At 62.6% G+C, this 12,854-nt stretch carries 12 protein-coding genes; 7 read left to right on the forward strand and 5 right to left on the reverse strand.

Translation table 11 applies throughout. From position 1 onward, the window contains the following. The 7 genes from ABIE32_RS05135 (at position 1) to rlmB (ending at position 9,604) form a co-directional block, all read left to right on the forward strand. Positions 1 to 708, forward strand: a complete 708-nt coding sequence (locus tag ABIE32_RS05135; RefSeq protein ID WP_429014496.1) for a hypothetical protein — start codon at positions 1 to 3, stop codon at positions 706 to 708. Positions 709 to 907: 199 nt separating this feature from the next. Then, entirely contained in the window at positions 908 to 3,532 is a 2,625-nt protein-coding gene (gene alaS, locus ABIE32_RS05140) for an alanine--tRNA ligase (protein WP_429014498.1), read from the forward strand. A 500-nt stretch (positions 3,533 to 4,032) separates the two neighbouring features. Then, on the forward strand, positions 4,033 to 5,712 hold the full coding sequence (gene lldP / locus ABIE32_RS05145) for an L-lactate permease (protein WP_429014500.1): 1,680 nt from the start codon (positions 4,033 to 4,035) through the stop codon (positions 5,710 to 5,712). A gap of 15 nt (positions 5,713 to 5,727) precedes the next feature. Continuing rightward, positions 5,728 to 6,498 carry a transcriptional regulator LldR gene (lldR, locus tag ABIE32_RS05150; RefSeq protein ID WP_395027152.1) on the forward strand — a complete coding sequence of 257 codons (771 nt, stop codon included), beginning with the start codon at positions 5,728 to 5,730 and terminating at the stop codon, positions 6,496 to 6,498. Further along, positions 6,495 to 7,634, forward strand: coding sequence for an FMN-dependent L-lactate dehydrogenase LldD (lldD, locus tag ABIE32_RS05155; protein ID WP_429014502.1), 1,140 nt, complete (start codon positions 6,495 to 6,497; stop codon positions 7,632 to 7,634). The genes lldR and lldD overlap by 4 nt, the downstream gene beginning before the upstream one ends. Before the next feature lie 232 nt (positions 7,635 to 7,866). Beyond that, complete coding sequence (locus tag ABIE32_RS05160) at positions 7,867 to 8,589, forward strand: DUF3011 domain-containing protein (protein ID WP_395027154.1); 723 nt, start codon at positions 7,867 to 7,869, stop codon at positions 8,587 to 8,589. 262 nt (positions 8,590 to 8,851) lie between these two features. After that, positions 8,852 to 9,604 (forward strand): 23S rRNA (guanosine(2251)-2'-O)-methyltransferase RlmB, encoded by a 753-nt coding sequence (gene rlmB / locus ABIE32_RS05165; RefSeq protein ID WP_429014503.1) that lies wholly within the window; start codon positions 8,852 to 8,854, stop codon positions 9,602 to 9,604. Between the two features lie 29 nt (positions 9,605 to 9,633). Here the strand turns inward: rlmB and ABIE32_RS05170 are convergent, their stop codons facing one another. From ABIE32_RS05170 to ABIE32_RS05190, 5 genes are read right to left on the reverse strand one after another with little or no spacing between them, the layout of a single operon-like run. Further along, entirely contained in the window at positions 9,634 to 10,002 is a 369-nt protein-coding gene (locus tag ABIE32_RS05170; RefSeq protein WP_224152113.1) for a DUF1428 domain-containing protein, read from the reverse strand. A gap of 32 nt (positions 10,003 to 10,034) precedes the next feature. Beyond that, positions 10,035 to 10,514 (reverse strand): SRPBCC family protein, encoded by a 480-nt coding sequence (locus tag ABIE32_RS05175; protein WP_429014505.1) that lies wholly within the window; start codon positions 10,512 to 10,514, stop codon positions 10,035 to 10,037. Between the two features lie 45 nt (positions 10,515 to 10,559). Beyond that, positions 10,560 to 12,005 (reverse strand): DHA2 family efflux MFS transporter permease subunit, encoded by a 1,446-nt coding sequence (locus ABIE32_RS05180; protein ID WP_429014506.1) that lies wholly within the window; start codon positions 12,003 to 12,005, stop codon positions 10,560 to 10,562. A 21-nt stretch (positions 12,006 to 12,026) separates the two neighbouring features. After that, positions 12,027 to 12,479, reverse strand: coding sequence for an SRPBCC domain-containing protein (locus ABIE32_RS05185; RefSeq protein WP_429014508.1), 453 nt, complete (start codon positions 12,477 to 12,479; stop codon positions 12,027 to 12,029). Between the two features lie 16 nt (positions 12,480 to 12,495). Next, entirely contained in the window at positions 12,496 to 12,840 is a 345-nt protein-coding gene (locus ABIE32_RS05190) for a GFA family protein (protein WP_429014510.1), read from the reverse strand. Between the last annotated feature and the right edge of the window lie 14 nt (positions 12,841 to 12,854).

Raw genomic sequence — 12,854 nt, forward strand, 5'->3', positions numbered from 1 at the left:
ATGAACGCAAGCTCGAAACTGCTCGGTGCTGTATTGCTGGTTGCCTGCTCTGTGGGGCATGCCCAGGCCGCAGAAATGGATGCGGCCGAGCGCCAGGCGGCGCGTGCGGAAATATCCAGGGAGCGCGCAGCCAACGACAAACAGCTCGCAGACAACGAAAAGATCTGCTACCAGCACTTTGCAGTCACCGATTGCCTGAAAAAGGTGCGGGCCGAGGCCAATCACCGCGACCGCGAACTGCGCCAGCGTGAGCTGGCCATCAACGCCGATGAGCGGGCCGAGCGCACCGCCAAACAGCGCGGAGCCCGTGAAAAGAAGCAGGCTGAGTTCGATGCCAAGCACCGCAACGACGGTGCCGACAGCGGCGCCTTGAACAAGGAAGACCTGGAGCAACGCCAGCGCGAACATGAAGCCCAGGCGGCGGGCCGCAGCAAGAAGCCGGCACGCAGTCCGCAGGAAATTGAAGCGGAGCAGCAACGCCGCCAGCATGATGCCGCACAGCGCGCCACGCAGCATGAGCAAAAGCTTGGCAGCAAGCAGCGGACCCAGCAGCGCCGGGCCGCTGAGGAGGGCGACAATGTGGAACAGGCCCGCGAAGACTACGACGCCAAGCAGCAGGACGCTGCCAAGCGCCAGGCAGAGCATGCCCGGCGCATGCAGGAACAAGGCAAATCGCGCAAAGCGGCTCCGCTGCCAGTACCGGAGTGATCCGCTTTGGGGCCCCGGTAATGTTGGCCCCACGCTGAAGGCGTGCTTGCACCGTGAGGCCGCTTGCGGCAAAAAACACCGCTGTTTCCGCTCTGCCGGGCTCCATGATGTGGAATAGCCCCAAACCCTATAATGAAAGATTCGCGCCCGCAGCGCGGCCAGTGTGGCTGCAAGGCGGGTGCCACCACCGCTGCAAAACATGAGTACACCCACTTTTTCCGTCGCGGAAATCCGCAAGACCTTCCTGGACTTCTTCGCATCCAAGGGGCACACCATTGTTCCGTCGAGCCCGCTGGTGCCGGGCAACGATCCCACGCTGATGTTCACCAACTCCGGCATGGTGCAGTTCAAGGATGTGTTTCTGGGCACGGACAAGCGCCCCTACAACCGCGCCACCAGCGTGCAGACCTGCCTGCGTGCAGGCGGCAAGCACAATGACCTGGAAAACGTGGGCTACACCGCGCGCCACCATACCTTCTTCGAGATGCTGGGCAACTGGTCGTTTGGTGACTACTTCAAGCGCGAATCGCTCAAATGGGCGTGGGAATTGCTGACCACCGTTTACAAGCTGCCTCCGGAAAAATTGCTGGCCACCGTCTACGAAGAAGACGATGAGGCCTACGACATCTGGACCAAGGAAATTGGCCTGCCGCCTGAGCGCGTGATCCGCATTGGCGACAACAAGGGTGGCCGCTACAAGAGCGACAACTTCTGGATGATGGCCGACACCGGCCCGTGCGGCCCTTGCTCTGAAATCTTCTATGACCATGGCCCGCACATTGCAGGCGGCCCTCCAGGCTCGCCCGATGAAGACGGCGACCGCTTCATCGAGATCTGGAACAACGTGTTCATGCAGTTCGACATGGCAGAAGACGGCTCGGTCAAACCGCTGCCTGCGCCTTGCGTCGACACCGGCATGGGCCTGGAGCGTCTGGCGGCCATCCTGCAGCATGTGCACAGCAACTATGAGATCGACCTGTTCCAGGCGCTCATCAAGGCTGCTGCCCGCGAAACGCACACTGCCGATCTGGACAATCCTTCGCTGAAGGTGATTGCCGACCACATCCGCGCCACGGCGTTCCTGGTGGCCGATGGCGTGATTCCGTCGAATGAAGGCCGCGGCTATGTGCAGCGTCGCATCGTGCGCCGCGCCATCCGCCATGGCTACAAGCTGGGCCAGAAGACGCCGTTCTTCCACAAGCTGGTCAAGGATCTGGTGGCCGTGATGGGCGATGCCTATCCCAAGATCCGCGAGCAGGAAGCGCGTATCACCGATGTTCTGAAGGTGGAAGAAGAGCGCTTTTTCGAGACGCTCGCCAACGGCATGGAGATCCTGGACAGCGCGCTGGCCGGTGGCGCCAAGGTGCTGCCCGGTGATGTGGCCTTCAAGCTGCACGACACCTATGGCTTCCCGCTGGACCTGTCCAACGACGTGGCGCGCGAGCGCGGTGTGACAGTGGACGAAGCGGGTTTCAACGCCGCCATGGAGCAGCAGAAGAACCAGGCCCGCGCTGCGGGCAAGTTCAAGATGGACCGCGCGCTGGAGTACACCGGTGCAGCCAACACCTTCACCGGCTACGACAAGCTCGCAGAAGCTGCAAAAATCGTAGCACTGTACGTAGACGGTACGAGCGTTGATGAGTTGAAGGCGGGCCAGAGTGGCGTGGTGGTTCTGGACACGACGCCGTTCTATGCCGAATCCGGTGGCCAGGTCGGAGACCAGGGCGTGATCGCCGCAGGTGGCAACCGTTTTGCCGTGGAAGACACGCTCAAGATCAAGGCCGATGTATTCGGCCACCATGGCGTGCTCGAATCCGGCAGCCTCAAGGTGGGCGATGCGGTCGAGGCGCAGGTGAATACCGCCGTGCGCGCTGCCACCATGCGCAACCACTCGGTCACCCACATCATGCACAAGGCCTTGCGCGAAGTGCTGGGCGACCACGTGCAGCAAAAGGGCAGCCTGGTGAATGCCGAGCGTACCCGCTTTGACTTTGCCCACAACAGCCCGGTGACCGATGCTCAGAAGCGCGAGATCGAAAAGCGCGTGAATGCCGAAATCCTGGCCAACACGGCTACCGATGCGCGTGTGATGGACATCGAGAGTGCGCAGAAGACCGGCGCCATGATGCTGTTTGGTGAAAAGTATGGCGAAACCGTGCGCGTGCTCGACATCGGAACCAGCCGTGAACTGTGCGGCGGCACTCACGTGCACCGCACCGGCGATATCGGCCTCTTCAAGGTCGTGGCCGAAGGCGGTGTGGCTGCCGGCGTGCGTCGTATCGAAGCCGTGACCGGCGAGAACGCACTGGCCTATCTGCAGTCGCTCGAATCGACTGTGGACGAAGCGGCCGCGACCCTGAAGGCGCCTGTGGCGGAACTGAACCACCGCATTGGCGGCGCGCTTGACCAGATCAAGGCGCTGGAGAAGGAACTGGCCCAGCTCAAGGGCAAGCTCGCTTCCAGCCAGGGCGATGAACTTGCTGGCCAGGCGGTGGACGTCAAGGGCATCAAGGTGCTCGCTGCCACGCTGGAAGGCGCGGATGCCAAGACCCTGCGCGACACCATGGACAAGCTCAAGGACAAGCTGGGCACCGCTGCCATCGTGCTGGCCGCCGTGGACGGTGACAAGGTGCAGTTGGCTGCGGGTGTGACCAAGGACAGCATCGGCAAGATCAAGGCTGGCGAACTGGTGAACTTTGTGGCCCAGCAAGTGGGTGGCAAGGGTGGCGGTAAGCCCGACATGGCGATGGCCGGGGGCACCGATGCATCGGCCTTGCCCAAGGCGCTGGCTGGCGTGCAAGCCTGGGTGGCAGAACGCGCCTGAGTCTGCGGTTTTTCCGCCTGAAAACCTCCTGCCTTGCAGGAGGTTTTTTTATGCCTGAGAAGAGGGCGGGCCCCCCAGGCATGGGCTCTGCACGCGTTCTGGATGGCATGGCGGCCATCGCGGAACCCGCCAAGGATAGGGCTGAACGTCCTCACCCAAGCAATCCTCTCCAGCTGCGGGCAAGCGATGTGGATGGAGCCTGCCTCGACCTGTACCGGCGCATGGCTGAAGGTTTTGGGTCTAAAGAGAAGACGCAGATTTCAAATTGGTAATACCAATATAAACGCAAATCAAAGGGTAAACCCCTGTTAATTTGCATTTTGTGGGTTCATATAATCCATTTCTCTCTCAATTCATTTAAATTGGTAATACCAATTTGACAGCATACCTGAGGCCCGGCAGTGGCTGGCCGCAGGGCTTGCTGCATACAAAACCTTTAGAAAATTGCGCGGGCTCCTGCTTAGTGAAGGAGATGGCAGCGCACATCAGGAGATCGAGCAATGCAGGAAATCTGGTCGCAGAACTACGACCCGGCGGGCAATATCTGGGTGTCTGCGCTGGTGGCGTTGATACCCATCATCTTTTTCTTCATCGCGCTGACGAAGCTGCGCCTCAAGGGCTATGTGGCGGGGACTGTCACGGTGGTGCTGGCGCTCGCGGTGGCCCTGCTGTTCTACAGGATGCCTGTGGCCAACGCCCTGGCGTCGGGGGTCTATGGCTTCTTCTACGGCCTGTGGCCCATTGCCTGGATCATTGTGGCAGCCGTGTTTCTCTACAAGGTGTCGGTCAAGACCGGGCAGTTCGACATCATCCGTGCCTCGATCCTGTCGGTGACCGAAGACCAGCGCCTGCAGCTCATTCTGGTGGGTTTCTGCTTTGGGGCCTTTCTGGAGGGCGCTGCGGGCTTTGGCGCTCCTGTGGCGATCACGGCGGCGCTGTTGGTGGGCCTGGGCTTCAAGCCGCTGTATGCCGCTGGCCTGTGCCTGATCGGCAATACCGCTCCGGTTGCCTTTGGCGCCATGGGCATTCCCATCATCGTGGCCGGGCAGGTGTCGGGTGTGGACGCCATGGCCATCAGCCAGATGGCCGGGCGCCAGTTGCCATTCATGACCATCATCGTGCTGTTCTGGCTGATGGCCATCATGGACGGCTGGCGCGGCATCAAGGAAACCTGGCCCGCCGTGCTGGTTGGGGGTGGCAGCTTCGCACTGGGTCAGTTTCTCACCGCCAACTACATCGGGCCGGAACTGCCGGACATCACCTCGGCCATTCTGGCGCTGGTGGTGCTCACCGCCTTCCTCCGGTTCTGGCAACCCAAGCGCATCTTCCGCTTTGCGCCGGAACCAGGCGCAGCCGCCGAGGCTGGCGTGAAGCCGGCAGTATCCGTACCGGCCACGTTGACTGCAGGTGTGGTGCTCAAGGCCTGGTCGCCTTTCATCATCCTCACGGCAATGGTGACCGTCTGGAGCATCAAGCCCTTCAAGGCCTTGTTTGCCCAAGGCGCCGCATTGGCAGGCACGGTGCTGAACGTACCTGTGCCGCTCCTGCACAACGTCGTGCAGAAGGTGCCGCCCGTGGTTGCTGCATCCAGCCCCTATGGCGCGGTGTATTCCTTCAACTGGCTGTCGGCCACCGGTACGGCCATTCTGATTGCAGCCGTACTGAGCATTCTGTTCCTGCGCCTCAAGCCCTCCGTAGCCGCCAAAACCCTGGCAGAGACCTTCAAGGAACTGGCCCTGCCCATCTACTCCATCGGCATGGTGTTGGCCTTTGCTTTCATCGCCAACTATTCGGGCCTGTCCACCACCCTGGCCCTGGCGCTGGCGCATACCGGCAAGGCCTTTGCGTTCTTCTCGCCCTTCCTGGGGTGGCTGGGTGTTTTCCTCACTGGATCGGACACCTCAGCCAATGCCTTGTTCGGCGCGCTGCAGGCCACCACGGCTGCGCAGCTGGGTTTGCCGGAGGTACTGGCGGTCACTGCCAATACCACCGGCGGCGTGACAGGCAAGATGATCTCGCCCCAGTCCATCGCCATTGCCTGCGCTGCGGTGGGTCTGGCGGGCAGGGAATCGGATCTGTTTCGCTTCACGGTCAAGCACAGCCTGGCGTTTCTGGTCATCATCGGAATCATCTGCACGTTGCAGGCATATGTATTCCCTGGGATGATTCCCCACCCTTAACTTTTCCGAAAGCCGATGCCAGCCTTGCGCCTGTCCGACCGTGTTGCCCAGCAGGTGCTGGATCTGATCCAGTCCACCTCGCTGCAGCCGGGCTCCAAGCTGCCGACTGAACGTGTGCTGGCCGAGCAGCTGGGTGTTTCGCGCACGGCGCTGCGCGAGGCGATCCAGAAGCTCGGCAGCCGGGGCGTGCTGGAGAGCCGGGTGGGGGCGGGCACCTTTGTCTGCGCACCAGTGCAGCAATGGCACGAGCAGGCGATTGCACCGCTGGTGCCATTGCTGCGCGATGACCCGCAGTACCGCTACGACGTGCTCGAAGCGCGGCAGATGATTGAAATCGGCAGCGCATGGCACGCCGCGCAGCGCGCGACGGAGAAGGACAAGGACCACATCCGCCGCTGTTTTGACGAGATGCTGCGCCACCAGCAAAGCCAGGATGCCGCCAACTCGGCACGGGCCGATGCACAGTTCCATCTGGCGATTGCAGAGGCTTCGCACAATGTGGTGGTGGTGCAGGTGATGCGCAGCCTGTTCGAGATGGTGCTGGGCACCGTGGCCCAGAACCGCCGCGTGATGTTCGTGCACGACGACCCCAAGGTGCTGGAGCGCCTGACCCTGCAGCACCACGATCTGATGCAGGCGGTGATCAGCGGAGAGCCCGAGCAGGCCAGAGCCATCATCGGTGAGCACCTCGCCTACGTTCACGAAAAACTAACCCAGGCCGATGCCGATGCCGCGCGCGTGCAGCGGCAAGGCCGGCTCACCACGACAGGATTGACATTCTCATGATCATCTCCTCCACCACGGATTACCGCGCAGCGGCGCAAAAGCGCCTGCCACCCTTTCTGTTCCATTACCTCGACGGCGGCGCCTATGCCGAGAAGACGCTCGCCCGCAACGTCAGCGATCTGGCCGATGTGGCGCTGCGCCAGCGTGTGCTCAAGGACATGAGCCAGCTCGACACCAGCATCGAGCTGTTTGGCGAGAAATTCTCCATCCCGGTGGCGCTGGCGCCCGTGGGCCTGACCGGCATGTTTGCCCGGCGCGGTGAGGTGCAGGCCGCCCAGGCTGCCGACAAGAAGGGAATTCCCTTCACCATGTCGAGCGTCTCCGTCTGCCCGATCGAGGAGGTGGCCCCGAAGCTGGGCCGTCCGATGTGGTTTCAGCTCTATGTGCTCAAGGACCGGGGCTTCATGAAGAACGCCCTGGAGCGCGCGCAGGCGGCTGGCGTCTCCACCTTGGTGTTCACGGTGGACATGCCGGTGCCCGGCGCGCGTTACCGCGATGCGCATTCGGGCATGAGCGGCCCCAACGCCGCCATGCGACGCTACCTGCAGGCGGTCACGCACCCGCAGTGGGCGCTGGATGTGGGCCTGCTGGGTCGCCCGCATACGCTGGGAAATATCTCCACGTACAAGGGCCAGAACGTCAGCCTGGAAGACTACATGGGCTACCTGGGGGCGAATTTCGACCCCTCGATTTCCTGGAGTGACCTGGAGTGGATCCGCAATTTCTGGAAAGGACCGATGCTCATCAAAGGCATCCTCGACCCTGAGGACGCCAAGGATGCAGTGCGTTTTGGGGCCGACGGCATCATTGTCTCCAACCATGGGGGCCGCCAGCTCGATGGGGTGCTCTCGTCGGCCCGCGCGCTGCCAGCCATTGCTGACGCCGTCAAAGGGCAGATCAAGATCCTGGCCGATTCGGGAATCCGCAACGGGCTCGATATCGTGCGTCTGCTGGCCTTGGGTGCCGACTGCACCATGATCGGCCGCGCCTTCGTTTATGCACTGGCTGCCGACGGCGAGGCAGGTGTGACCCATTTGCTCAATCTGCTCGAGAAGGAAATGCGCGTGGCCATGACGCTCACCAGCGTCAAGAATGTGGCCGAGATCACCGGCGATCTGCTGGTGCGCGACGCTTGAACACAGCCTGCGGCGCAATACTGCGGCAGTCGTTGAAGTGCCAAATCATGGGTGAAGGCTCTTGTAACAAGCGCTAACAGCTCCTGAAAAAGGAGTGAGTTTGCTTGATTACACTGGCGACGTCTGAAAGCCGAGCGAGGTACTATCGGTCCGTTCTGACAAAACCGGTGCTGTGCCTGCGCTAGCCTGTACATCGCCGGGATACACGGTACATACAAAGAGAGGAGAGTCCATGATTCATCAACGCATTCTGGCGGGCATTGCCCTGGCGCTGCTGGCGCTGGCGCCTGCCGCACAAGCCCAATACGGACGCAATGACGAGGTGACCTGCGAAAGCCAGGATGGTCGCACCCGTGAGTGTCGCACGCCATTTCGCAATCCGGTGGTGAGCGAGACCATTTCGAGCGCGCCTTGCATCGAAGGACGTACCTGGGGCAATGCAGGCGGGGGCAGGATCTGGGTGACCGATGGCTGCCGTGCACGCTTTGTTGACGGGCGCGGCGGCTGGCAGCCTCAGCCGCCCATGGGGGGCCAGGGAACGGTGCGGTGCGAAAGCCAGGATGGCCGCACGCGTGAATGCGCGGTACCCCGTGGCGCGCGCATGGAAATTGCCCGCCAGCTGTCAGACACGCGCTGCGTCGAGGGTCGCAATTGGGGCGTGCGCGGTGGCAGCCTGTGGGTGACGGATGGCTGTCGAGCGGAATTCGTCGTGGCTGGCGGCTATGGACAGGGCGGTTACGGGCAGGGCGGCGGCTACGGCTCTGGCCGCGATATCACCTGTGAAAGCAATGACCGCCGCGACAACAGCTGTAGCTGGAATGCCCGCTGGGGCCGCCCGCAGCTGCTGGAGCAGCTCTCCGACGATTCCTGCCGCGAAGGCTATACCTGGGGCTACGACAGCCGTGCCGGCCGTATCTGGGTGACGCGCGGCTGTCGGGGGCGCTTCGGCAGTTGAGCGCGACAACATGAAGGGCGGCTTTCGGGCCGCCTTTTTTGTGGCCATTTGCTACAAAATAAGGAGTTGTTGCGCATATTGGGAGCGCGCTACTGGCTGATTTTTACCAATTCCGCATCTCTCTCTGTCCTTACCAGAGCGCAAGGTGGTGAAGGCTGCGAGGTGCAGGCGCACTCGACAGCAAAAAATCCGATGAGTGACCAGAAGCGGCTTGTCCCCTTCCTGTGCCCCGGCATCGCGGCTGCAGGGATAATGGCGGCCTATGTCATCCCCCAAAGTCTTGTTCGGCTTCCATGCCGTGGGCGTGCGCATGAAGACGGCGCCCAAATCCATCATTGAAGTCTATTTCGAGTCCACGCGCCGCGATGCACGCATGCGCCAGTTCATCGAACGCGCCAAGGAGGCGGGGGTGCGCCTGATCGAGGCCGATGCCACGCGCATCGCCAAGCTGGCGGGCAGCCACGGGCACCAGGGGGTGGCCGCGCGGGTGGAGGAAATCAAGGACACCCGCTCGCTCGACGAGCTGCTGGACGATCTGGAAGAGGCTGGCGTGGCATCGCCCCTGCTGCTGGTGCTCGATGGCGTGACCGATCCGCACAACCTGGGCGCCTGCCTGCGTGTGGCGGACGGCGCTGGCGCGCACGCCGTGATCGCCCCCAAGGACCATGCGGTCGGCATCAACGCCACCGTGGCCAAGGTGGCCAGCGGAGCGGCAGAGACGGTGCCATATTTCATGGTGACCAACCTGGCGCGCACCCTCAAGGAGCTGAAGGAGCGCAACGTCTGGATCATCGGCACCAGCGACGATGCACCCAAGACCCTGTACCAGGTCGATCTGAAGGGCCCTGTGGCCCTGGTGCTGGGCGCCGAGGGCGATGGCATGCGCCAGTTGACGCGCAAGACCTGCGACGAACTGATCGGCATCCCGATGATGGGCGCAGTATCGAGCCTGAACGTATCGGTGGCCAGCGGCGTGTGTCTGTATGAAGCGCTGCGCCAGCGTGGCGGCCAGTAACTCCAGCCGCTTGCCCGCCAGCCCGCTTTTCAGCGAGGTGCATCCATTTGCACGATGGGTGCAAAACCGCCAAAGAACATGCGCTTGGCATCAAACGGCATGTTCTCGGGCGTCACCTCGGCCAGCCGCGGATCGGCCATCACGGCGGCGTTGATCCGGTCGCGTTCTGCACGCGATGTGTAGACAATCCACGAGAAGCAGGCCACTTCGTCGTCCTTGAGCAGAACAGCTTTGGCAAACGAAGTGATTTCGCCGGGCGGCACATCGTCGCCCACGCATTCCCAGTATTGCAGCGCACCATGCTCCAGCCAGACGTGGCCTGCCTTTTCGGCAAGGGCCCGGTAAGCATCCAGGTTGGCGCGGGGCACGGGCAGAACAAATCCATCAACGTAGGGCATGGCGGTCTCCTATCTGTTTGCTGCGCTTGAAACTACAGCGTGGCAGCCAGTGCGGCCAGCTGGTCGGCGCAGATGCCCCAGCCGGTGTGAAAGCCCATGGCTTCGTGCTGCTTGCGGGTCTCTTCGGTCCAGTGGCGGGCAATGGCGGTATAGCGGGTCTGGCGCCCGCCTTCGCCCTCGGGCTCGAAGGTGACGATGGCGGTCATGAATGGCTTTTCGGTGGGCACCCAGCCGGTGGTGTAGGCATCGGTGAACACCAGCTTGCGCTCGGGAACGACTTCCAGATACACCCCGGCGTTGGGGTATTCCTTGCCTTCCGGGTCGCGCATGACCACCAGGCTGCCGCCGCCCGGGCGCAGGTCAAGCTCGACCCGTGCAATGGTCCAGGGTTTGGGGACAAACCACTGTTTCATCAATTCCGGGTCGGTCCAGCAGCGGTAGAGCGTGGCAGCAGGGGCGTCGATCAGACGCGTCAGCACCAGGTCCTGGGCATGTGTGGTGTTGGTAGACATCAGAGATTTCCTTGTTGCAGAGTGATGGAGTGATGGGGGTGTCATTCAATGGTGGGCGATGGCCGGGGCATCGGCGTCGGCGTGCAGATCTGCACGCAGCATAGCGCCGCCCAGCACCGCCGCCAACAGGGCAAAAAAGGCACCAACCGCAAACGCGAGCTGGTAGCCGCCATTCAACGCAGCGATGGCATCGTGCCCGGTGGTGAGCAGCGACTGGCTGTGCGCCGCAGCAATACTGGCCAGCACTGCCAGGCCCAGTGCCCCGCCCAGCATGAAGGCTGTATTGACGAGGCCCGAGGCGAGGCCTGCGTCGTCCGGCTCGACATCGTGCATGGCCGCCATCAGCATGGGGTTGAACGCAATGCCTGCACCCACGCCCAGCAGCACCATGCCGGGAAACACATGCACCCAGAAGTTGCCCGCCACGGGCGCGCGGACAAACAGCAGCAGACCCAGAGCCGCCAGTGCAAGGCCTGCCACCAGAGGCATGCGGATGCCAAAGCGCATCACCAGCTTGGCCGACCAGCCCAGTGACAGCACCGCCATCACCAGATTGGCGGGCAGAAAGGCCAGGCCCACCTGCATGGGGGTGTAGCCCAGCACCTGCTGCAGATACAGCGCCGACATGAAGAACCAGGCAAACATGCCTGCCGACCAGAGAACGGCGCAGACATTGGAGACCACGATATTGCGCCGTCTGAACAAGCTCAGCGGCACCAGCGGGTGCGCCGTGCGCGATTCAATGGCCAAAAACGCAAGCATCAGCACGACCGACAGACCCAGGGTGACCAAGGTCTGCGGCGACGACCAGCCAGCCTCGTTGCCACCGACCACGCCGTAGACGGCCAGCATGAGGGAGAGCGTGACGGTCACCGCCCCCGCCACATCGAGCCGCTGGCGGGTGGTCGAGGCGGGTGATGGTGCCAGCAGGCGCAGGCTGGCCACATACACGGCTACGCCAATGGGGAGGTTGACCAGAAAGATCCAGTGCCAGCTCACGCTGGTCAGCAGGCCGCCCAGCAGCACGCCAATGCTGCCGCCGCCCGCACAGACAAAGCCATACACCCCCATGGCGCGGGCGCGCTCATTGGTTTCGCTGAACAGGTTCATGATGAGCGACAGCGCCACGGCAGAAACCACGGCGCCGCCCAGCCCCTGGATGGCGCGGGCTGCTACCAGCACGCCTTTGCTCTGCGCGAGGCCACATACCAGCGAGGCCAGGGTGAAAAAGGCCAAACCGGCCAGAAAAACGCGCCGGTGGCCGTACAGATCGCCCAGGCGCCCGCCCAGCAGCAGGCAACCGCCGAAAGTGAGCATGTAGGCGTTGACCACCCAGACCAGTTCGGTCTCGCCAAAGCCCAGGTCGGTGCGGATGGAGGGCAGGGCCACATTCACGATGGTGGAGTCCAGCACGATCATCAGCTCGCCCAGGCACAGTACGACGAGGGCCAGCCAACGGTGGCGTGAGGAGGGAGGGTGGGCGTCAGTCATGGGTCGGGTTCAGATGCGCCATCAGAGCGCCATGACTTCGGCCGTCAGGCGATCCAGGTTTTGTTCATTGGCTGGTTCTACGATAGGCGCCAACTGCTGCGCCATTTCGGCGCTGTCCAACACCTGCACGAAATCCACCTGGGTGCCAGCACCGTCGGCCTGCACCCGCAGCGTCAGTCGAAACAGGGGTTGCGCGATATGGCGCAGCACAAAGAGCCCGGGTTGACTGCCTTGAGGCGGATCAATGGTCTCGAAGATGTTTTCGTTCGGATAGGTCTTGCCATCCGGGCTGTGCATGTCAAACACCCAGTGCCCACCGGGCCGCATGTCGCAGCGCTGCACGGTGTTGGTAAAGCCCGCAGGGCCCCACCACCGTGCCAGCCGCTCGGGCGACTGGATGGCGGCGAACACCTTCTCCGGCGTGGCTGCGATGTGGCGTGTACTGATGAAGGTATTGCCGTTGCGCTGAGTCATGGTTGTTTCCTGGTAGTTACATGGCCCGGCCATCGTGGTGGTGCACGGGAATGGCGTTCAGATCGATGTTCTCGACACAGCGCAGATTGATGGCGGCCATGGCCGTGCCATCGGGCGCTGTGCCTTCGCCAAAGGTGTGGATCCCGCAGGTCGGGCAGAAATGGTGCGTGATTTTGTGCTTGTGGAACTGGTAGGTGGCATCCTGCAAGGGCTTGAGCAAGCGCAGAGATGTGCGAGGCGTGAACCACAGCAGCGAGCCGCGCCGCTGGCAGATGGAGCAATTGCAGGCCAGGGCCTGCTGGATGTCACCCTCGAATTCAAACGCGGTCTGGCCGCAGTGGCAACTGGCGGTATAGGGCATGGGAGAGCCGATAC

The sequence above is a fragment of the Comamonas sp. 4034 genome (assembly GCF_050434545.1).
GTDB lineage: Bacteria > Pseudomonadota > Gammaproteobacteria > Burkholderiales > Burkholderiaceae_C > Comamonas > Comamonas odontotermitis.

Bases quoted from the DNA above. Each gene is read 5' to 3' on its own strand.
- ABIE32_RS05135 (WP_429014496.1), top strand. From the start codon at position 1: ATGAACGCAAGCTCGAAACTGCTCGGTGCTGTATTGCTGGTTGCCTGC.
- alaS (WP_429014498.1), top strand. From the start codon at position 908: ATGAGTACACCCACTTTTTCCGTCGCGGAAATCCGCAAGACCTTCCTG.
- lldP (WP_429014500.1), top strand. From the start codon at position 4,033: ATGCAGGAAATCTGGTCGCAGAACTACGACCCGGCGGGCAATATCTGG.
- lldR (WP_395027152.1), top strand. From the start codon at position 5,728: ATGCCAGCCTTGCGCCTGTCCGACCGTGTTGCCCAGCAGGTGCTGGAT.
- lldD (WP_429014502.1), top strand. From the start codon at position 6,495: ATGATCATCTCCTCCACCACGGATTACCGCGCAGCGGCGCAAAAGCGC.
- ABIE32_RS05160 (WP_395027154.1), top strand. From the start codon at position 7,867: ATGATTCATCAACGCATTCTGGCGGGCATTGCCCTGGCGCTGCTGGCG.
- rlmB (WP_429014503.1), top strand. From the start codon at position 8,852: ATGTCATCCCCCAAAGTCTTGTTCGGCTTCCATGCCGTGGGCGTGCGC.
- ABIE32_RS05170 (WP_224152113.1), bottom strand. From the start codon at position 10,002: ATGCCCTACGTTGATGGATTTGTTCTGCCCGTGCCCCGCGCCAACCTG.
- ABIE32_RS05175 (WP_429014505.1), bottom strand. From the start codon at position 10,514: ATGTCTACCAACACCACACATGCCCAGGACCTGGTGCTGACGCGTCTG.
- ABIE32_RS05180 (WP_429014506.1), bottom strand. From the start codon at position 12,005: ATGACTGACGCCCACCCTCCCTCCTCACGCCACCGTTGGCTGGCCCTC.
- ABIE32_RS05185 (WP_429014508.1), bottom strand. From the start codon at position 12,479: ATGACTCAGCGCAACGGCAATACCTTCATCAGTACACGCCACATCGCA.
- ABIE32_RS05190 (WP_429014510.1), bottom strand. From the start codon at position 12,840: ATGCCCTATACCGCCAGTTGCCACTGCGGCCAGACCGCGTTTGAATTC.